Below are 22,259 nucleotides of genomic sequence, written 5' to 3' on the forward strand. Positions count from 1 at the left end.
AAGACGATGGCATTGTGGCGTGTGCGGATCTCAGTTATAGGTTGCATACTAAAAAATGTGCTTTACATGATGTAACGGCTTATTTTATCTGTTATTTCATTATTTTCATCCAACCAACCCATTGTTTTCATGATTTCTTTACTACGTTTGCCATTACCATGCATAGAACGTCCTTGAGCATGTTCCACCAATTGTTTTAAACTCATATTTTTATTAACATAACTTTTAGCAAAAAACGAATAAATACCACACCAAGCGCTTTTGTCATCGGTCAGTTTTTCATCGTAGCATTGCAAAAAATCGTTCTTCAATTGTTCAGATTCTTTGCGGTGTTTTTCTTCTGCTTCTACTTTTTCTGCTTCATTTTTGGCTTTCTCTTGGGCAAGACGAATATTTCTTTCTGCTTCTCTATTTGCTTTTTCTTCAACAAGATGAATATTCAGATAGTCAATGATGGGTTGGGCCTTATATTTTTTGGCGATAGCTATAATTTTATCAACGTCTTCTTGAGGCATATCAGCAGGATGCTCAAATACTTGAAAGGCGCGTAGGAATAAATCAAATTCACCTATCGAAATAACAGATTGCATTAATAGAATAAAGTCTTCATTATCTATTTTATTATGCTCATTTTCTTTTAATAGGTTATTAATGAATTTGGAGGCTAATTTTCTTGCATGGACCAAGGCTTCATTGAGAATATCATCGTCGTTTAAAGCGGCGAGCAGATCTACTGCTAAAGAATCCACATTGAAATCTGCGATTTGAGGGGAGCTCATTTTAACTATGGGAGACGCAACCTGATAAGCAAGGTTGATTAATCCTTTAAGAGGAGCTTGAGAAGAACTGTTTGGATGTTCTTCTCTTGAACCGAACTTTAACTCATTTAATGTGGGAACTATAGGAATACCTACCCCATGAAAATCAGATAAAACATCCCAAAACATATATCGTGCAACGGGAGGTTCTGTAGCGTCCTTGGGTAATTCAAAACAAAAATGTTCACTGTCATCAAGAACATATAGAATGCTTGTTGGTAATGTGAATGTGAATGCAATTGCATATTCGGTTATAATTTTTTTTATTACTTTTTGAGCAAAATATTTCTCCTTGAATTGTTCTTTCATCGCAAAGAAATTAGGAGGATTACCAATGATTGTTTGCTCTCCTTTTCTATTATAAATGACAAGAGACTCTTCTTCGCATAGGCTATTAAAATCTTTTGTAACAAGAACATTAAGGGTATAGGTAGATTTTCCTGGATCTTCAATTTTTAGGGGTAAGATTTCGAATCGTTGTGTTTTTAAGCCTAATGCACTGATTTGATCGAGTAAAAACTTTTCCCCTTCAATTTTACTATTCCAAAAATCTTCACTCGTGTGTATTTTTTCACCCCATACTACCTCTCGATCAATTCTATGGGGAATAAAAAAACATTGGTTTGTCCCTTTAATTTGATACACATCTTTCTCAGCCCCACCACCTAACCATTGACAATCTGATTTTTTAAATGTTTTGCCATTTAGTGTTAAGAGTATAGCGTCATTTTTTGCAAAAAAGAGTTTTAACCAATCTTTCATTTTTTAATAGAATGGATCAATTAGTGTCTGCAATATTATCACTGTGTACATAATTGATCAATTATGACGAATATTGTCCATATTGGTTTTTTGAAATTTGATATCAATATCTTTGCTGGCAAAGAAGTGAGGGAACGTTGTCATTTTTTTTGTCTTTCATCTCATCTCTATTCTGTTCTTGATGGCTCGTCTTTATTTTCCTCATTTGCATCAATTGTTCATGATATGCTTTTTTTCTGCTTTGAAAGTAAGCATCAATGTGCTTTTGTTTGGCATCTGAAAAAAAATTATGCATCGTTAATGTCTTAATATCCATTTTCTCAACTGAATCGAGGTAGGTTTCCATGCGTAAGGTTTTTCGTACCCTTGAGCTTCTATACCATTGGCCATGATAAAGTGAATACTTTTTATTATTGTTTGAAGGACTAAAAACTGTCCCGGCATAGTAATTAATGGACGCATCAAATAAGACCAGATTTTTGTGGAACAGTTCTGCTATCGCTTTCTGATTTCCTTGATTATTGCAAAAATAAAGCTTTATATTTCTAACTCTAAAATGTAAATGGACAAAATCAGAGTTAAAACGATCTGCTATTTGATTAACACCAAGACAGGTCGTTTGACTGGTAACAGGATAATTGCTGGTCAGACGAAAATGTTCCAATAAATGATTAACACCATGAGCGAGGATATAGATGTTGAGGTGTTCCTGATTCAGTAAGTCATAATCAATTGGATTACCGTGTTGTAAGATGAGTATTTTTTGATCTTTAAGGGTATTTTTCCAATGGATTGCACGGACAATGAGATCATTATTCTCATGGAATGGGATATAGAGGATTATCATTTTATTTTCTCATTTTATTGGTACTGAACTAGGAGCCGTAACTATTTTTTCATTCAGCATTTCTAAGAAATGGTGATTGTACCATATTGAGTATAAATTGATCACAACGATCTAATTGTTCAAGCGTAACGAATTCATTAGCACGATGAGCTTGTTCAATACTACCTGGGCCACAAACAATAGTGGGTATTTCTGCTTGTTGGAATAATCCTGCTTCGGTGGCATAAGCGACTTTTAATTGTTTTTCATTCTGACAAATTGACTGGGCAGCACGCACAATTGGTTCAGATAACGGTGTATCCAATCCAGGTGCCTTAGCAAGTCGTTCCAGAATCACGTTTGTGTTTAATTGTTCCTTGTGCAGAGCAGGAAGTAGTTGGGCATCCAGGTAATCCAGTATTTTTTGATGTAGCTGTTCTGGGTTATCTGAAACTAAGTTTCTAATTTCAAATACAAATTCACACAAACTAGGAATTGTATTATACGCGATTCCCCCCTGAATGAGGTTGGTGGAAATTGTAGTGTAGGGCACATCATAAGATGCATCATGATGTCCTTGCAATTTAAACTGATGCGCCATGTTGCGCAGATAAGTAATAAATGATGCAGCATGTTCTATCGCATTACACCCTTGAGGCGTTAGTGATGAGTGAGCAGCGACTCCGTGAATTTGGCAGCGATAGCATTGTATGCCTTTATGCCCAATCACCGGCTGCATTGAGGTTGGTTCACCTACAATGCACGCCTTGGGTTTATAATTTAACTTCATCATTTTCTCAATAAGGCGTGGTGCACCAATGCAGCCGACTTCTTCATCATAAGAAAAAGCAAAATGTATTGGGAAATCGAGATTAAGTGCTTTCAGTTGTGGAACCAGGCTCATAACTACGGCAATGAAACCTTTCATATCACAAGTACCTCTGCCATATATTTTTTCGTCTTTAATCGTTGCTTGAAATGGATTACTGTCCCAGGCTTGTCCATCAATAGGTACTACATCCGTATGGCCGGATAAAATAAGACCACCATGGAGTTGCCCATGGCGATCTGGGATGGAAGCAAGTAAATTTGCTTTAAGGCCTTTATCGTCATGGATTAAAATGGAATCAATATGATAATCATTTAATGCATTAGCGATCGTTTCTATTAGCGATAAATTGGAATTGCGTGAGGTAGTATCAAATGCGATGAGTTTTGTTAGCCAATCCAGAGTATTCATAATATTCCTTTAATTCAAGTTAGGCTGCTGTTATCCCTGCAGCGGTTAAAAAATTATAATCGTTCTCAATGTGTAAAACATCTCAAAACATGCACTCAATTTTTTGTCAAATTCTGGGAATAATCGCAATTGCTATAATTAACAAAATAAATATTCACCGTGAAATCTTGCACGAATTGTCTAAAATCAGGATAGTGGATTGAACCAGTTGATTTTAGAGTATGTACGTTTCTACATCTATTATTGACTTACATAAGGATATGAGCAATGAAAACAATGAAGGCAGTACAAGTGAATAAATCAGGACAATGGGAAACTGTTGAAAAAAACTTGGTGATGCCGGCAGTAAATCAAGTACGAATTAAAGTTGAAGCATGTGGTGTATGTCATTCAGATGTATTTGTGAAAGAAAATTTATGGCCCAATCTTCAATTTCCAAGAATTCCAGGCCATGAAGTAGCTGGGGTAATCGATGAGGTTGGGACGAGTATTACAAAATGGAAACCAGGTCAGCGTGTTGGAGTAGGTTGGGCAGGGGCTCGTTGCGGACAATGTCTTCCTTGTCGACATGGCGACTTTATTCTATGTGAAAACCATCAAATTACAGGATTACATTATGATGGAGGATATGCACAATATATGATAGCTCCAGTTGAGGCTCTTGCTGCGATTCCCGATGAACTCTCTTTTGCCGAAGCTGCACCATTAATGTGTGCAGGTATAACAACTTTTAATGCGCTACGAAATAGCGTTGCCCGTGCCGGTGAATTAGTTGCAATACAGGGGGTAGGGGGCCTGGGGCATTTGGCGATTCAATTTGCAAACAAAATGGGATTTAAAACGGTTGCCCTTTCTTCGGGAGTTGACAAGGAATCACTGGCTAAAAAGTTAGGTGCTCATATTTATTTAAACTCTGATGTTCACGATGTCGTGGTCGAATTACAAAAATTAGGTGGTGCCCGAGTCATTTTGGCAACTGCTCCTAGTGGAAAATCAATTACCCCTTTAATTAATGCTCTGGGAAATAAGGGAGAACTTCTTATTGTAGGGGCTTCTAATGATCCAATAGAAGTCATATCAACTCAGCTTATTGGGGGTAATCGCTCGATTAAGGGCTGGTCATCTGGAAGTGCGATTGACATAGAGGAAACATTGCAATTTTGTGCATTAACAGGTATCCGTCCCATGATTCAACAGTATCCACTTGCTCAAGCGGAACAAGCCTTTGATGATATGATGTCTAATAAAGCTCGATTTCGCTCAGTAATCGTAATGCAATGAAATTAAGTGAATATTATTGTTCTATACTTAATCAGGATCGTTCAAATCATTTCAAGGAGCGAAATTATTATGAAAAAGTTATTATTAATTATTTTTTCGCTTACGATGCTCGATGCAGTTTCGTATGCTAACAAAATTGTAATTACCGGGACTCCAATTATCTTGGAAAAACAAGGAGATGTATACTTTGTACCTAATGATTATAAATCAACTACATCTTATTACTATGTGAGTTTAAATGGAGCGCGGCAGGTATGCTATATAGACAAGCAACCGGAGCTATCTGCTTTGAATACTACGACACTTGAAGTGAATTACAACGGCTCAACTTTGACTTGGGTTTGTTATCCTTTAGACACTAATTATTTTGAAACTCCATAAATATCGTACCCTGGGCGTCGCCCAGGGTACGATAAAAGATTTCTTGCCCAAAATTATTTTTCTTTTTTTGACGGTACTAAATTGAGTCCATCAACTACTTCCTGTAGCATTTTTAAATGAATGGGTTTTGTTAATATTTTATTCATTTCTGAGCGCATTGAGTTATTTTTAGCCGCAGAAGTATTGGTAGTTAGGCCGATAATCGGTACAGGAGTTTTCTGAGCTTGTTTTTCCATATCACGGACACACTGAACGAGGTTTTTATCTGAAATGCCGGCTATACCTATATCAGTAATGATTAAGTCAAAATCATTTGTTTCTAACAACTCTAAAGCATGTTCGCCATCGATTGCCGAATAAAATTGATATCCTGCTTGTTCTACAACATTTTCAATCATGTGAAGGGAAATGATGTTATCTTCTACGAGAAGAATAAGCGGCGCATGAGATCCTGTTTCTTTCTTCACTGCATTTGTTTCATTATAAGCGAGAGTATGGTTCTCGTTATACCCAATTTTCATTGTGAGGGTAAAATAGAAAGTAGAGCCTTTTCCTACTTCACTTTCTAGATTTATTTCTCCACCCAGAAGGCTTAAATATTTTTGTGCGACATGCAGGCCAACACCATAACCACCGTGCTGTCTTTTGTAAGAAGGTGTAGCGCGGAAGAATCGATCAAAAATTTTACCCTTTAACTCTGGAGGTATGCCAATTCCTGTATCTATCACACTGAATCGGAGTTGCGCATAGCTATTTTCATGTGAAAGTGTCTCCACTTTAATTGTTACAATACCCTTATCAGTGAATCTAATTGCATTTCCCACTAGATTTAATAAAACTCGATGTAATTTCGTACCATCAGTGATAAAGCTATTTGGTGCTGTATCATCAATTTCGATATTCAGTTTAATTTTTTTCATTTCCAGAGTAGGTTGTACAAGATACGCAATATCTTTAATATTTTTGCGTAATTCGAATAGTTCCTCATGGACATCATTCTCTCTGAGATTATCTGCAGCAACGATTTCCATTACACCATTTAATAAATCCAATAATTGTTCACCACTTTCATGAATCCAACGCGCATATTGTTTTCTTTCAGGATCTTCTGCTTTCTCTTCCAAAAGTCGTGACATCCCAACAATACCACTTAATGGGGTATGAATATCATGGCTCATATTTTCAATAAATTCAGTTTTCGCCTGGTTTGCAACTTCAGCATTTTCCTTGGCGCGACGCAAAGCAGCTTCCATTTTTTTGTGTTCTGTAATGTCCAGTGAGATACCCAAAACACCAATAATCTCATCCCTTTGATTGCGTAAAGGAACTTTTTGGGAATGGTAAATACCCATTCCTTCTGCTTTGACAGCATATTCTTCTGCAGTATGAGGTATGCCAGTTTCCATAACTAATTTATTAAGTTTATTTAATATTTCTGCTTGATCTTTCCATGGCATATCGTAGTTTGTTTTTCCAACAATTTCTTTTCTTGACTGTAAATGCGCGCTTTTTGCTTGCAGATCGTTACAACCCAAAAAAACATTATTCTTATCAAGCCAGTAAACATGTCCTGGCATTAAGGCAATTATATTTTCATAATAATCATGAGCAGCTTGTAATTCATTTTTAAATTTTAGTTTTTCATCTTCTAGAGATAGAGTTAATTGACGAATTTTTTCATTCTTTTGATTAATTATTTCGTGTAATTCTTTAATTTTTTCAGAATCCATTTTTCACCATATAAAATGACTTAATAACTGAGCTAATTCAGTAAAAATATTTTTTATCGACAGTATGTTAATGGACTGACACGTAAAGTGTATAGTAAACCATCCAAAAATTATCTGTCTTCTGTAGATAATTAGTAAAAATATTATAAACTATTTATAAAAAAAGTGGTTATTTTTTTTTCAAAATGAATTATACTATGTCTATATTTTTGATTGAACATTGAAAATTGGTTGATTTTTAAAATCAAAAAAATTAATTTAAGTGCGTAACGTTATGATTTAAATAACTTTTTATTAGTTGTGCGAATTGTTAACGTACAGAAGTAATAGAAAATAACGCTGAGGAAATATTAGATGCCAAAAGTCAGAGGTCCGAAAGACGGCAAAATTATTACCGCAAGTTTTGATTCAAAAGATAACAGTAAAAGTCGTTTTTCTTCATTGAAAACTACAAAAGATTTAATTCTTTTAAGTATTAAAGGAAATGAGTATTGTGCTGGTGAGTTTTTAGAAGCCATTGTGCAACAAGCTGTTGCTATGCATCAAACTGGTTCTGATTATGCTGGAGTTAAGGGGAAGGCCACATTTTTAGTTGCTGATGAAATTTATTGGCATAATCTTAAGGAAGGACCTTCATCCAATGAAAATGAGACGACTCTTAAAAGGCAGTCCATGGATTTGGGGGAATTATATTTAGAGGGTAATCTTGGTGCATTTTTAGCTCCTTTGGGATTGACTCGAGATAGTTTTAATAATAGTTATCCTACTGCGACAATGGATGAAAAAATTGAGATTATCAATAAATTAGCTGAGGACAAAGGAAAGAATTTTGAAATAGTGCGTTGGCATGATTGGGTGACTCAAAATAATTTTGATAAAGATTTAAAAGAAATAATACCACTTTATAGTTCGGTAGAGGGGCTTAGGGTAACAATTGACAAAACAAGCGCTGAGTTTATGGCTCGTCACTCCCACGATGGAGAGGATGCCAGGGTATGGCTTCATCGTTCTCAAGGTTACCTTACCGAGGAAAGTCCTTCTATTATGCTGTTAGCGGCTAGATTAGGCTATAATTTTATCATCTATCCAGGTACTATCTTACCTCCGTTTGAAGCAACAAGAGAATATTTTGTGGTTGAAAATCATATTGCTCGCATTGAAAAAGGTGAGAGTATTAAAAAAGAATGTACTCATAATAAATTTTGTCTTCATGTGGAAAATCCTTCTCGTTTGGTCAATTGGCTAGAAGTTAACTTTAAAAGAAGCCATGAAAACACGCCTATAAAAGAAACAATAGTTCGTAATAACATTGCTTTTTTCGCTTCTAAGAAAGGACCTATGGAACCATCACTTCATCGTGAGCATGAATTTATTAAAACAATATCATCAAGTAATGAAAAAGAAGAGGAGGGGAGTGCTTTGGCGGTTGTACCTCAAAGAGAGGCTATTTCTTCTTCGATAGTTCGTGGAATTAATCATGCTTTTCAGCAGGATACCCCCTCTAGGAAGTGTCAACCAAACTCAAATCCTTCTGCACCCCCGTTGACGCAAATATTTGCAGGTATCACAGAAGCGGTTTTAGCATCCGATTTGTCTATGTCTGAGAAGGTTGGTTTCTTGACTGAGCTTGTAGATGCCTATGCTAAGCGACCCGATCAAAACTATTCTAACCCTAAAAGTTTGTCTATGATGTAAAACATTATCAGCCCCGTATCGATGTCTGATAGGGGCTGTTGAATGTAATGAGGCAGAAATTATTCCAACATTGTGTAATTGAATGGCTGACCATTCACAGTAATCTTTTGGTTTTCTAATTTGAAGGTAAAGACATAATCGTTACCCTCAACCTTTAAAAAGCCTTTGCTGACAAGATTTTGTAATATTTTTTCTGCTTTGTTTGCAGCCTGATTGTCAGGATTAGATAAGATTTGTGTTGGGTTCGTTGAGCCGGGTGAAGTTACTTGGGTCTCTGGACTGGTTTCGGTATTGTTGGCGAGATCACTTTTTATCGATTCAGTCATCAGTTCCTTTATTGTAGCTATCGGTGCCCTAAAGTAGCCTTCACCTTGCATCTTTTGCATTACCTGAGATAGATCATTTGCTTCGCCTTTAGGTACTGATAGTTTAAAATTTCCTATAATTTTCCCGCCTGGTAAGTTCAGGGTCATTTCCGAAAGCTCTAATACCGCTCCTTTGGCAAGGAGTTGGGGTAATTCTGTTGCGAATGCAGCCATCGCCAGATTAGGGTCGCTATTATTTTGAATCATATTGAATTCTTGTTGATTGATTTTAGCTACAATTGCTGGATCCAGATTTCTAAAATTCAAGTGTAAAATGCCTGGTCCATAATTCTGATTATTAGTAAATAGTTTTTGCAATGACAGTTTAAAGTCGATGTTCAGCGCATTATCACTAACATCAGAGCGAGCCGAGAAATTAAATCCAGTAAGCTCAAAGTTTTTTGTACCAGCTAGATCGATAGCAACAGAAGGAATATCAAAACGAGTTTGTCCAAGCCATAACCATTCTTGGTGTCGTTTAAATTCATAATCATAGCCGACTTCTCCAATCTTGAAGGTTACTTTACTTTGAGTGCTAGTCGAATTATTGGCTTCGCCGTTTAATCCCCAAAGCCTTAAATTACCATCGATATGATTAAGATTAGAAGAAACGCAGAGCAAAGAAGTTAAACCTTGCCAATTGAGCTGAAAGTCTCCCTCATTTTGTCCAATCTTGCCTTCCAGAGAAAAGGAAGGAAGCGTGTATCTGAAAACAGTTTTATTCAGATAATTTATAAAGGCTTCATAATGTGTTTCAGGTTGCGTTGTAATCAGACCTAATCCAAAACGTACGCCATTAGGTGTCTTTATAAAAGGTCCGTGTTTGATGAGAATAGGTACATCCATATTCAAATCAACGGGGGGTTCTGTTTTAGTGACTCCATTCTTATCTGTTGTACTTTGAGCGGGAATATACATCTTGAGGGTTACTATTGCCTGAGATGAAAACCAGCCACGATGGTATTTATCAAGATGAACACTAAATGCAGAGGATTTAGGTATTGATTCTATATTTTTGTTTAGAGTGCTTTTGATTGCTAAACCAATGAAATAGTAAGCTGCGAGTATAAGCACTACCAAAGATATGATAAATCCAGACCATTTTTTCATAAGTACCTAAATTAAAATCCCTTTGTTAATATTATTTAGACTAAAATTTTTATTTTGTAAATTAAATAGATATGGAGCTTGGTTAGAATTGGAGTCAGTATTAAAACCTTTTGAAGGATTCAAAGACACTATGAGTAAAGACCAGAAAGTTCTGGTCTTTTCAAGTTAATGATTAAAATTTAAAAAGTTACAGAATGTATCTGGAGTTGATTTAGGAATTGGTGCAAAAAATGAATGATACATTGTCTTACGGATATAGTTCTGATAACCAATTGATTCGGATATATTTTTTTGAAAATCTTTTAAATTCATCAGTTTTACCTGCGAACCTTGCTCTAGCATATTGATGAATTCAACATCTTCTATGCTGGAATATAATCCTCCCAACTCCGTCCATACTTTTTGAGTAACTTCTTTTTTTATTGTTTGCCAGATGGGTAATAAATTCTTTTCAAGAAGCAAAAATAACCGCATTAACTCTTTATATTCATGTGCTGTCTGAGGATTGGTATAGGGTTCCAAATGTTTCATTGCCACCTGTTCAATAATTTTATCTCGACGTGTTGAAATGGCAAAAGCTAATGCTTTTTCAAGTGGAACAAAATCATTAAATCTAGACTCATAAACAAGTACTTCACCTGTTTCAAACTCATAGAACCATCCATGAAGAGTGAGTTCTCTACGTTTCAATTTTTCGGCAATTAATGGGTATGATTTTAGATGTTCCATCTGAGTTAAAATGTTTAGCTTGGTAGCTTGAAGTAATTTTAAAGTGAAGTCATCAAGATGAGATTCTTTAGAATCATTCATTTGTTTTAAGACAGAATGTGAATGATTAAGCCATGAGGCAACTTCAGGCAGGCGCTCATTGAGGTTGGGAGTTAATAAACCCTTCATGGCACCGCAGTGCGAATGGCCACAAATAATAATGTCTTTGATGCTATGAAGTTCACTTAAGGCAAACATAAGCCCTGCAGCTTCGCTTGAGGGGACATGAGATGGAGGAATAATATTTCCTACATTACGAATGACAAATAAATCGCCGGGTTTTGTTTGTGTCATAAGATTTGGCAGTAAACGTGAATCAGAACATGTGATGAATAGAATTTCAGGGTTTTGCCCTATACTCAATTGCTTGAACATGTCTTCCATTTGCTTAAATGATCCATCTTGGAACTGACGTACCCCAAGCATCAATTTAATCAACATAGGCGCTCCTTTTGTAATAGATATGAATTTGTTGTATGCACAGTAAGAATGAGCATCCTTTTCTTTTTTTATATCCAAGGTAAGGCATTATTTCATAATCGTCAATTTATATAACAAAATTGTAAAGATTTGTTTTTTTGGGGGGGGGAGTATTCTGGATATTCCACGAATAAATACTATTATCTTAATAAGCTGCCGAACTTTTCAGAAGGATTCTTTAATGGACTTTCCGGGTGTTACGAGCACTGAAATAGAAAATAAGCTTATAACCGAGTCATATAAAAAATTTTATGTTCTAGTTATTGCGGACTTTTTTGCAACCATCATTTTTGCTTCAATCATTTGGGGGCAGGTGAATAATAAACTTCTGCTCGCCTCATGGGTGTTATTGATGTTTGTGTTCAATCAATTATTAAGAGGGCTTTTTTTATTACGTTATTATAGGCAAAAAAAGGAAGATGGTTTATTTCGTCCCGCTTTTTGGAAAAAATATTTTATAATCAATAATTTCCTATCAGGTATTTTATGGGCTTTAGGAGGTTTGTTATTTCTCTATATAGATGATCCTCTTCATCGCATGGGTATTTTCGTCTATCTGATTGGACTGCTTGGAGCACCTGCGGCTAAATTACTAACCATTCACAACGCTTATATTGCGTTCATGGCGCCAATATGGTTGCTCCTGATTTTTTTATCAGTATCCATTACCCCTTCATTATCGTTAATTTTATTTATGGCGATTTTGCTTTATGCCTCTATCATGGTTTATAGCACCACATCAGTAAATCGTTTTTTAATGAAATCAATTTATCTGGAAATATATAGCTCGAATCTTTTATCCGATTTAAGGCGCAGCGAAGAGAGTTTTCGCAATACTATTGAAAATGCACCTATTGGAATGGCCATTGTTTCACCTGAAGGTAAATGCATCCATGCTAATCGTACACTGCAAGAGATTTTGGGGTTCAGTGGTGAGGAATTATTTTGTAAAAATATGCTCGAAATTACTTATGCTGATGATGTGTCTATGACTCAAGATGCCATGAATAAACTTCTGCAAGGCGAGTTGCGCATTTCACATATGGAAAAACGTTATATTCGAAAAGATGGAAGTATTATTTGGGTGATGGTCAGTGCAACGTTAATTCGTGATGAACATGGGGAGCCGATTAATTTTATTGTACAAATGAAAGACGTCAGTGATCGTATTCAAAATGAAGAAAAAATGAGAGAGCTGAATGAGAAAACGATGGAAACTTTAAATGAATTGAAGTTATTAGAGCATGATGAGAGTTTATTAAATAGATTGAATCGTTCGTTGCAAATTTGTATTACAGCAGAAGAAGCTTATCCACGAATCAGTTTAATTGCACAAGATTTATTTCCTGATTTAAGCGGCGGCTTGTCAGTTTACAATAAGGGAGTGAATCAAATGGAAACTGTAGTTCAATGGGGAAAAGAACAATTACTGCCAAAGACATTTCTTCCTATGGATTGTTTTTCAATTCGTGAAGCGACTACCAACGTGGTTGATGATCCAAATAAATCAGTTCCTTGCTCGCATTATAAGACTGCTCCTCAAGGAGGGTATATGGCATTACCACTCATGGTTCAAAATGAATTAATCGGTGTTATCCACCTACTTGCACCAAAAAGTAAAAAATTAACACAACACCAACAAGACATGGCAAATTCATTTGGTAATATTGTGAAGCTTGCCATTGCTAATATTAATTTGCGCGTATCATTGAGTGAATTATCATTACATGATCCATTAACTAATTTATATAATCGACGTTATTTAAATGATATTTTATCGCGGGAATTAATTCGAATTGCTCGGGATAAAAATACATTATGCGTTGCGATGCTGGATATCGATAACTTCAAGAAATTTAATGATACTTACAGTCATTTAGCTGGAGATGAGGTACTTAAATCGATCGGGAAATTATTGAAGGATAATTTCCGTGAAAGTGATATTTCTTTTCGCTTCGGGGGCGAAGAATTTGTTGTTGTATTGTTGAATGCAACTTTGAACAATGCTGTGAGTAAAATGGATGCACTTCGTGAAAAGATAAAAACTATATCTATATATTTTAAGGGCAATCCGCTGGATAACATTACTATTTCAATTGGTGTCGCAGAAGCACCAAAACATGGTGCTACTATTGATGAGATAATAAAGGCTGCTGACCATGCTCTTTACGCCGCGAAACAGGCCGGTAAAGATAAAGTAAAAGCCTACAGCCAAAATTCATAGTGATTCGTATTTTGGAGCTACACTCCAAAATATGAATGTAGAACAGCTCTAATAACTTTCTGGCCCGGATGCTGAGTGCATTGAATTCTTAAGCTCCTCTTCAAAAGCGTTCTTCAACATTTGGCCTATTTCAGGACAAGGGGTAGAGGTGATTGCGCCTTTAGATAGCTGCTCGCAAATAAAGCAGGCTAATTCATCTATTGTTATGCGAATTTTAGCCGGCTGATTCATTAATAGGCTTTCCAACTCAATTGTTAACTCTTCAAGTGCCTGATTAAAATAATGTTTCGCTTCTGAAATTCTAGCAGTAACAGTTGGTATAGGACTTTGAGGTCGATTACTAAAGAATTGATATGAGCCAATCAATCTTGGGTGTTGCGTGCGTATATCTTTCAATTTTTCCCTGGCTCTGTGATGCTGAGGGTCTATTTTGAATACTTTTTGATACAGATCATGTGCTAACACAATCGCATTTTGCTTTTGAACGTAATGCGCTTTGTATTTATGGAAGAAATCTGCTACCAGAGAGAGTAAATTTGCTAAAAATCTTGGATTTTCTGAGTGGGCGGTTATTTTTTCCAACCCCAGCTGAAGAGCTCTACTGTGAGGGAGTTCATCTTCTAATGATTGCGCTCGAGAAGGGGAGCTAAAAAAAGTTGGTTGTGGCGCGGGGCCAAAACCCTGAACACTAAATGGCAAGCTAAACGAAGGGCTATGCGTCATTACCTGATCAGCAGGCATCGTATCCATTGATGATGAGCTAAATGTACTCATCTCAGTGGTTTCAGAGCTTAAACTTTGAAAGTCCATCAACATATCGACAGGATAGACATCCTCATCGAGCTTATCTAATGTGATGGGATAATCCGAGAGTTCTTCTAAAAAACCTGATGTAGAATGTGTATCATCCATAACGTCTGGCTCGTCATTTTCTACTTCATATTCATCTTCCTCTCTCTCTTTTTGAGGAGCTAGATCAAGTAAACTCTGGAGGTCATCCAGGATGGGGTTGTCTCTTTCATCTTCAGGGACTAAATCATAGAGTGCCTTACATTCAAGAGTAAGTTCATGAATATCTTGATGATTAAAAAGTGCTACTCTTGCGACATAGCTGAGTAGCTCGAGTTTTCGCAACGGCGATTTAATTGTTCTTTCCAAAAGGTTATGTTCATTTATGTACTCGGACATGACTCGAATATGAGCTTCATCTTGTGTTTTTTTATAAAGGCGCTCAAGTAAATTTAAATATCCCAGACTGCTTGATAGCTTAGTAGTTCCCTCTGTTTTTACCTGAAAATGAATGCCTCGCTTCATCCACTCAATGGCTTGTTTAAGTAGCTCAAGATATACTTCAGCATCATCTTCTTCTAATTGATCCGCTAACGCGTCACTCACTTCTTCGCAAATTTTTGCGAGTAATAAGCGGACTTTCGAAATTACTTTCTCTTTATTACTAAAGGCGTGCTTGGATTTTTTAAGATGCTCTTTATGAGTAAGTTCCATTTCATGCAACAAACCGGGAATATCCTGCCAATGGTTTGCAACAACAGCAAAATTCGAATCTTGGGCTTCACGCTGAATAATGAACAATTTGGTTGTTAAAATTTCGGAGAGTACATAAACCAATGCATCATAAAAATCAGTGTGTCGGGCTTTTTGAGCAGCAGCATGCATATGCAATGTTTTTAGTGCTTCTGAGTAATGTGTGAGGGCATCTTCGTATCTTTGTTCGTTGTAAGCTTTATCACCTTCTTCTTGTCTGTATGTATTAAAGTAAAATCCCATGATGGTTATCCCGAAAAAATTGATATTGTAGCCAAGTAAAATTTTTATTCAACAAGCAAATATATAATTTCAATTGTTCATAATTGGAGAGATACTTTTATAGGTCATCGAGAAGAGATTTTTGCTAGTAGTTATAATTATTTAAGCGTATTCTCATTATGAACGGCAAAAATCATTATATTTAAACTCAAGGAATCGTGATGTTTTTTACCAATACTCTTAATAAAGAAAATGAATCAAATGCACAAGGACGAGTTTACTATCGATCGGATAAGCGACCACCAGAATTTATTTTTAAAGAAGGATTTTCTCCAAGAATTAAAGAGTTTGAAGCAGATTGGTGGAGAGAAGCAATTAAATATAGAGGGTATGTCAATGATCGAGGTATTGATGACCGTGCTGTGGATGCGGATCCCGCGGTCTGCGTCTGTATGAGTACCAAATTTGAGAGTGCGGCTATTTTTCCTCTCAATAATGAAGATACTTATATTTATGCAATTGCGCTTCCCGATCTTACGCAAATTGAATATGCCGGCTCAAAAGGGGAAGTCAGTTTATCAAGGAATCACAATACTCCAGCTGACAATAAAGAAATTGTTGTTGATTTAAATGGACTTCAAACGGTTCAGGCAAGAAATATCAATGAGTTTTTTAATTTTTCAATGCCCCGTGCAGGTTGGCCGCTTTATGCTTATGAAGCATTGGCATATCGTGTATTGCCCCGATCCGTTATTTGTGCCATTAAATGCTCTAGAAAAGATGCAACAGAGGAATTTAACAACTCAAGTTTAAATTTAAAAACGACTTCAGATAAGAAAATTATCCTTACAGGCCCGGTAATGAACAATTTAAATTTTTGTGAGGCACAATTAATGCGAATTGGTTCCGCAGATCAAGTATCGCTTAAGATAATGGACTATGGCCCACAAAAAATTCAGGCAATTCAACACCTCACTGACTTGAAACAGAAAAATGAGTTGCAAACACCTAATATTTATTATGGGTTAGGAGGAAAAACTTTTTAGCAGATCCCTGGTAATTAGGGAGCACTTACATATGGACTATGTTATTTATGAAGCATGATGAACTCCATTCTATTCGGAAAAAGTTCTTGCGCACATCGATTCATTAAATTTATTACGAGATAATCGTGTCGCTGCATTCATGATAAGCTTGAAAATACGTCTTGCAAATCTTGATGTAATGTAATTATCTTTAAACGGTTAAAAACATCTTTGATAAGAAGGATCTGTGAATCTAGAAGACATCTTGTTCTATTGAGCCTCATCTTAACAAAAGCAGCCAATCAGAGCGAAGAATAGAGCCCATCCTCGTGCAAATCATTTTTTGAGTTATTGTCTATATTCCAAACTCAAGTGATTAATAAGTGATCATAATGATAAAAAGTTGACTAAATTTGTCAGGCATATTAAAATATATCCACTTTGATTAAGAAAAGACCTTTTTTGGGAGAAATTTACTATGCAGGCCAAGTTATTAACGTTTTTTAAAACACAAAGCATTCCAAAAACCAGCCAAGAAGCTTATGAGATTTTGGCTAGTTTTGATGATTTATCCAATATTGAAAAAATTGTATTTCATTTTAAACAGTTGGTTAATATTGAAAAAAGCGTTCTCAATTCTCACACCCTTTCTAATGGAAGGATTGGTGATAATAAAGAATTCATCGATGGTCTAGAAGCGCGTTTGAAAAAACTGCAAGATGCTGTAAATGATGGTAAACCTTATCAGTCTTTATACGGTGATGTTTGTAGATTAAAAGAGGATCTACAGGTAATTATGGGATATTATCAATCACAGATTAAAAGAGATCAGCCAATAGTGAGAGATTATCTAAGAAAGACTCAATATAGAAACAGCGACCTTGCGATTTTAGCGTCTTCAATTGCAGCTGAAGATACATCGTTACTTGATGAACAAGACACAAAAGTCTTAACCAAGTACTCCATTAATTTTTGTGCACCTACAATCATGAAAGAAGATATAGAAAAGATTGGTGACATCGTTCAAAAATCATTTTTGGCTGATCATCGCCATGAACCAGAGTTTTCTTATATGTAGCAGGTGTGCTTTTCTTACATGTCGCGGCTTGTCTGCGACATTAAGAAATGCAAAATTTAAAATCAATTTAAATAAAAGATTACTATATAAATCTGTCTAGATCAAAACGATAGATGACTCCAAGATTACCCATATGTGCCTGGAGGGTTTTGCCCCAGTTGCCCTTATTGGTTGTTGCTGTATAGCGATAGGCCGCATTGATTGCAAAATGTTCCGTAAAATTATAAGTCAACCCAGCAGTTCCTTGATACGCAAAGGAGTCCAGGTCTGTGTTAAAATGAGGCTTTTTGAAACGGCTTGTACTGTTTAAAGTGGCATGCATAAAGGAGTAACCAATACCCACCCCAAGAAAGGGAGAAATTTTACCCAACAGTTCAGGAAAATCATAATAAATATTTGCCATAAGGATATTTGCTTTAGTACCACCATCGATATCCAATGCTTTTTTGTGATTTACACTATACTGATTTGTATCAACATATAAGTATGTATATTGAAATTCATAACGAACAGGATCACTTTGGTATCCAATGCCGCCACCAGCATTATAGCCCCAGCGATAATGCACATCAGAGAGCAAGTAACCATAGTAAAGTCTTTCAACATTAGAGGGGGCGTACGTGTAACCTCCAAAACCACTGGCATACCAGCCATTAACTGTAGTCGAGGCAGACACGGATCCAGCAGCTAATAAAGCGGTGGTAAATAGTGCAAGTTTCATGACACTCCTTTGTTATTATTTTTTGTAGATTATGTTATCGAGTTACCTAAATTTGCAATCCTTTTATGTCTAAAACCTTTGAGGCTATAGTTTTTGCAAACTATTGGTATTTTTCCTGGTTTTATTAATTTGAAGGTGCCTATTTGTTTGTTATGATTCATGTAATTATTGCCTCATTATCCTAATGAAACACATGATTAAATTTTCAACCCAATTAGATAAAGAATTTTTCGCAAGCCCTCCAGATCCAGCGCATATTTTTTATGCAGGAAAAACCGCCGTTCATTGTGACGCTGATTCTTTTTCTATAAAGTCTTTATCTACTTTAAAGCAACTACTGGAAAAAGAAGAAGAAACCATTTTTCGCTTTTTAGTCGATATGGAAGGTAAGCTGTGGTTTGCTTTTGAAACTCGTCCTCATAAGAAAGCACCGAAACATTTTCAAATGACCGGTGATCCTATAGAGACAGCATGCTGCTTGACTGCGGGAAATATAAAATTTACAGATAAAACAGGGACTGTTGTAAAAAATATCAGCCACCGCAGTGGTGATTTTTATCCTTCATTCCTGTCACTACGCTGGGTACTGGCAATACTTATTATCAATGAAGAATTCCTGCCCTTTAAGTTGCCTAAGTTTCTTGTTATTAAAGAGATAAAGAATAAGAAAATTTATAAACATATATGGCGTTTAAAAAGGATCAAAAAATGGGTGGACAGCTTTCGTCACAATGAAGCGCTTATAAATCAATTACGCCAGGCTGACCTAAGCAGCAAAACAGTACATTATGAAGTAACAAGACACTTCGTTGAAACCCAGTTTAACTCCATGAGTACTATAACGGCGTGAATTATTATTCGTGCCCCTATTTTAATTAAAGGTTATTTGGACATATCCTATTTATTCGACTAGATTTAATTTAAAAATCATATTAATTCAGTACGGTTACATATATCTATTTATGACATTTGATTAGAGAACAATAATATCAAAGGAGAATGGGATGTTTCCTGTAAGTTGGTGTAGATTAGCAATAGTAACTTTTGGGCTTATTGGTTCTATGGCTCCCACTCTCGGTTTTTCAGGAAGTGGTCGTGGAGACTTTCATACGGTATATCACGGACAATCTGTAGATGATCTGGTGATTCAATTTATGAGAGAGCATAATATCCCTGGTATGTCACTAGCGATTGTACAAGCACCTTATATTACCCGTGTGGTGGGATATGGACTGGCTGATACTCAAACCAAACGTTTGGCATCTACGAACACAGTGTTTAATATTGGCCAATTGACTAATGCTTACACAGCTGTTGCGATTATGCAATTAAAAGAAGACGGAAAACTGCAATTAGATCAGGGCTTAGGCACTTACCTTACTGATGATTATATCCCTAAAAAGTGGAGAACTATAACCATTCGGGATTTATTAACCCATAGTTCTGGTTTACCGGACTATACCGAGGCCAGTGATTTTGATTTTAGTAAGGAATACACTCCTGCACAAATTAGTGCGCTGATAAAAGATAAAGAGCTGTCATTCACCCCTGGAACACAAACATTTAATAGTGCGACCGACTTTTTTCTGCTGGGATTAATCATTGAAAAAACAAGTGGTATGTCCTATCAAGATTATGTAACTAAAAATCAAATTGAAAGGGTAGGTCTGCATCATACGTTTTTTATTTCAAATATAAGCACAGTGAACAATGAAGTTAATAATGGAACTAATCCTTTCAAACATAGCCAGTTTTTAAATAATCCTGTGATGATTAATCCCACTGAATGGGCTTCGGGCTATTCAGATGAAAATGGAACGAATGTTCCAGCTAAACCACTGAGTTGGACTGCAACATTCTCCAATAGCGGCCTCATTGCTTCTGCTGAGGACATTAGTATCTGGGATATTGCTTTAGCGGGCAATATTTTAGTTAAAGATCCCAAGGATAGAGAGTTTTTATATCATCCTGTCACATTAAAGAATGGCAAAGTGATACCAGGAAATAGCGGTTGGTTCTTCCCAGGTCATCCAGGTATGATGGAAATAAAAGGTAATGTACCTGGTTACTCTGCATTTTTAAGTCGATTTACCGCACCCACAGAATTAGTATGCGTCACCTTGTTAGCCAATAAAGGCGATATCACTGATTTGGATGTTTTGGGGCGCAAAGTAGCTGGCGCTTTTGATACTAAACTTGCTGCACCTATCGGTGCTTCATGGTCTGACACCATCCAAAGTCCTTATTCAGCTCAAGAAACATTAGATAGGGTTGAAGCGATTATTAAATCTCAAGGCGGTACAGTGTTTGCTCGTATCGATCACAGCGGCGAAGCTGCGAAGGCAGGGCAAAAGTTACAAGCTACACAAGTACTGATTATAGGAAATCCTGCTAAAGGTACGAGTATTATGGAAGCCAAGCCTGCAATGGCATTGGATTTGCCATTACGCATTATGGCAACTACAGATCCTGATGGCCAAACCTGGTTAAGTTTTACTAATCCTGTAGTACTTGCTAATGCTTATGATCTCCATGATCCACGAGCAAATGTTATCTTAAAACAAATGGAGGCCGCTTTGAATAAAGTGTGTCAAAAAGCAGTTTCTCCTTATTGAGAGTGTGTTGCAGGGGAATGAGCATGCACTTACGAAAACTATATGATTTGAAAGGGGCATTATTATGAGCATCAGAAAAAAAATAGGAATCCTGTTTACTGCAGTCACTTTATTATTACTTAATGTTCAAGCTTGGGCCGATTTTGCAACCCAGAGTTTTGGTGCTAATGGTTACGATGTTGTGGCTTACCATACTCAAAATAAACCGGTAAAAGGAAGTCGGGATTTTTATAGCTTTGTTAATGGAGTCACTTATTTATTTGTTGATAAAGGAAATAAGAAGTTATTTGACGCTAATCCAGAACAATACCTCCCTGCTTATGGTGGTTATTGCGCAATGGCTATGACTCTTGGCAAAAAACATCTTACCAATCCCGAAGCTTTTTTAGTTTATAAGGGTAAACTTTATCTGAATAAAGCCGATGTGCGACCACTATGGCTGAAAGATGTACCAGGAAATATTGAAAAAGCTGATAAAATATGGAAAGAGATAAAAGATACTGATCCTGCAAAACTATAATGTGTGTTAATAATTATCGTGCTAGCTATAGGAGTAATCTCAGCTTACGGTGAAATAATTTTGAACCAAAATCCTCATGACAAAGAAATCAAACTACTTTGTCATGAGCAATTGAAGGCAGACTAGTAATTACAAGGATCCGATGCAGGAAAACTCTGAGTCATCTAAATGATCAACTGAAAGAGACTGTTGGACAATTTCTTGTATTGATGTCATATCCTGTTCCATAACATCTTGAGCTGTGACATTAATGATGTGTTTTTTTATGATTTTTGATTCATTTTGGTGAAACGCATATTTTTTTTCTGTATAAGCAATTTTATGTAATAAAGTTGCAACGTCACTATCTTCGCTTCGAATTTTTCTTAGATAATCTTTTGCAATGGGCTGACAAAGTTCAATCTGAGTTTGATAATATCCAAAAATTACTTCAAGCCCTTCTTTTAATTTACAAACGTCGCTAAATAAAGATCGATAAGGTTTTCCGTGATCAAGAGCTTTTCGCATCTTATTAAAACGTGCTTTCAAATCCTTAAGGAACTCTTGATTATCTGATATTGCCGAATGTGGATGAGTCAAAACACTTTTTTCAATATCAATCAGATGTATAAAATTAGAGAGAATTTTTTCAATAGAGCTCAGAGTATCTGAGTTTAATAATGCAAAAGCATTTTGGCTGGTTTGGGGAATAGTTTTTTTGTTAAAAAATTTGGCTCTCATAATATTATCTCAGGTGTAAATGCTGCTTATTTGTTCAAAGTGAGCTAATAATATAATATTTTGTGTTGTTCGGTCAAATATTAACTCACAGTGGCATCATTTTAATCATTCAGTGGATTGATAGATTTCGTTAAAA

At 36.1% G+C, this 22,259-nt stretch carries 18 protein-coding genes; 9 read left to right on the forward strand and 9 right to left on the reverse strand.

The window, feature by feature from the left end:
• Nucleotides 1-62: 62 nt before the first annotated feature.
• The 3 genes from BW930_RS06885 to argE form a co-directional block, all read right to left on the reverse strand.
• Nucleotides 63-1,580, reverse strand: coding sequence for a hypothetical protein (locus BW930_RS06885; protein WP_058468679.1), 1,518 nt, complete (start codon nt 1,578-1,580; stop codon nt 63-65).
• A gap of 103 nt (nt 1,581-1,683) precedes the next feature.
• Nucleotides 1,684-2,427 (reverse strand): hypothetical protein, encoded by a 744-nt coding sequence (locus tag BW930_RS06890; protein ID WP_058468680.1) that lies wholly within the window; start codon nt 2,425-2,427, stop codon nt 1,684-1,686.
• A gap of 49 nt (nt 2,428-2,476) precedes the next feature.
• Nucleotides 2,477-3,646 (reverse strand): acetylornithine deacetylase, encoded by a 1,170-nt coding sequence (gene argE, locus BW930_RS06895; RefSeq protein ID WP_058468681.1) that lies wholly within the window; start codon nt 3,644-3,646, stop codon nt 2,477-2,479.
• Between the two features lie 267 nt (nt 3,647-3,913).
• Between argE and BW930_RS06900 the strand changes: the two genes are divergently transcribed.
• Both BW930_RS06900 and BW930_RS06905 read left to right on the forward strand, forming a co-directional pair.
• Entirely contained in the window at nt 3,914-4,927 is a 1,014-nt protein-coding gene (locus BW930_RS06900; protein ID WP_058468682.1) for an alcohol dehydrogenase, read from the forward strand.
• A 69-nt stretch (nt 4,928-4,996) separates the two neighbouring features.
• Nucleotides 4,997-5,308: a hypothetical protein gene (locus BW930_RS06905; protein WP_058468683.1), complete on the forward strand. Its 312-nt coding sequence runs from the start codon at nt 4,997-4,999 to the stop codon at nt 5,306-5,308.
• 53 nt (nt 5,309-5,361) lie between these two features.
• Here the strand turns inward: BW930_RS06905 and BW930_RS06910 are convergent, their stop codons facing one another.
• On the reverse strand, nt 5,362-7,038 hold the full coding sequence (locus tag BW930_RS06910; protein WP_058468684.1) for an ATP-binding protein: 1,677 nt from the start codon (nt 7,036-7,038) through the stop codon (nt 5,362-5,364).
• Between the two features lie 441 nt (nt 7,039-7,479).
• Between BW930_RS06910 and BW930_RS06915 the strand changes: the two genes are divergently transcribed.
• On the forward strand, nt 7,480-8,733 hold the full coding sequence (locus BW930_RS06915) for a hypothetical protein (RefSeq protein WP_131756855.1): 1,254 nt from the start codon (nt 7,480-7,482) through the stop codon (nt 8,731-8,733).
• A 59-nt stretch (nt 8,734-8,792) separates the two neighbouring features.
• Here BW930_RS06915 and BW930_RS06920 read toward each other — a convergent pair whose 3' ends face one another.
• A complete protein-coding gene (locus tag BW930_RS06920; protein WP_058468686.1) occupies nt 8,793-10,208 on the reverse strand; it encodes a YdgA family protein in 1,416 nt (471 codons plus the stop codon).
• 165 nt (nt 10,209-10,373) lie between these two features.
• Nucleotides 10,374-11,417, reverse strand: a complete 1,044-nt coding sequence (locus tag BW930_RS06925) for a carbonic anhydrase (protein ID WP_058468687.1) — start codon at nt 11,415-11,417, stop codon at nt 10,374-10,376.
• 220 nt (nt 11,418-11,637) lie between these two features.
• Between BW930_RS06925 and BW930_RS06930 the strand changes: the two genes are divergently transcribed.
• Nucleotides 11,638-13,680 carry a GGDEF domain-containing protein gene (locus BW930_RS06930; protein WP_058468688.1) on the forward strand — a complete coding sequence of 681 codons (2,043 nt, stop codon included), beginning with the start codon at nt 11,638-11,640 and terminating at the stop codon, nt 13,678-13,680.
• Nucleotides 13,681-13,728: 48 nt separating this feature from the next.
• Here the strand turns inward: BW930_RS06930 and BW930_RS06935 are convergent, their stop codons facing one another.
• Nucleotides 13,729-15,465 (reverse strand): hypothetical protein, encoded by a 1,737-nt coding sequence (locus BW930_RS06935; RefSeq protein ID WP_058468689.1) that lies wholly within the window; start codon nt 15,463-15,465, stop codon nt 13,729-13,731.
• A gap of 200 nt (nt 15,466-15,665) precedes the next feature.
• Here BW930_RS06935 and BW930_RS06940 point away from each other — a divergent pair, with 200 nt between their 5' ends.
• Entirely contained in the window at nt 15,666-16,490 is an 825-nt protein-coding gene (locus tag BW930_RS06940; RefSeq protein WP_058468690.1) for a hypothetical protein, read from the forward strand.
• Nucleotides 16,491-16,947: 457 nt separating this feature from the next.
• A complete protein-coding gene (locus tag BW930_RS06945; RefSeq protein WP_058468691.1) occupies nt 16,948-17,547 on the forward strand; it encodes a hypothetical protein in 600 nt (199 codons plus the stop codon).
• Nucleotides 17,548-17,629: 82 nt separating this feature from the next.
• Here BW930_RS06945 and BW930_RS06950 read toward each other — a convergent pair whose 3' ends face one another.
• Complete coding sequence (locus BW930_RS06950; protein ID WP_058468692.1) at nt 17,630-18,268, reverse strand: outer membrane protein; 639 nt, start codon at nt 18,266-18,268, stop codon at nt 17,630-17,632.
• A 193-nt stretch (nt 18,269-18,461) separates the two neighbouring features.
• On the opposite strand from BW930_RS06950, the gene BW930_RS06955 reads away from it, so the two are divergent.
• The 3 genes from BW930_RS06955 (at nt 18,462) to BW930_RS06965 (ending at nt 21,403) form a co-directional block, all read left to right on the forward strand.
• On the forward strand, nt 18,462-19,118 hold the full coding sequence (locus BW930_RS06955; RefSeq protein ID WP_058468693.1) for a hypothetical protein: 657 nt from the start codon (nt 18,462-18,464) through the stop codon (nt 19,116-19,118).
• A gap of 154 nt (nt 19,119-19,272) precedes the next feature.
• A complete protein-coding gene (locus tag BW930_RS06960; protein WP_238587888.1) occupies nt 19,273-20,883 on the forward strand; it encodes a serine hydrolase in 1,611 nt (536 codons plus the stop codon).
• A gap of 64 nt (nt 20,884-20,947) precedes the next feature.
• The gene (locus tag BW930_RS06965) at nt 20,948-21,403 is read left to right on the forward strand and encodes a YHS domain-containing (seleno)protein (protein WP_058468694.1); all 456 of its coding nucleotides are present in this window, start codon (nt 20,948-20,950) and stop codon (nt 21,401-21,403) included.
• Between the two features lie 129 nt (nt 21,404-21,532).
• Here the strand turns inward: BW930_RS06965 and BW930_RS06970 are convergent, their stop codons facing one another.
• A complete protein-coding gene (locus BW930_RS06970) occupies nt 21,533-22,123 on the reverse strand; it encodes a hypothetical protein (RefSeq protein ID WP_058468695.1) in 591 nt (196 codons plus the stop codon).
• Nucleotides 22,124-22,259 lie beyond the last annotated feature (136 nt).

The sequence above is a fragment of the Fluoribacter gormanii genome (assembly GCF_900156395.1).
Classification (GTDB): Bacteria; Pseudomonadota; Gammaproteobacteria; order Legionellales; family Legionellaceae; genus Legionella; species Legionella gormanii.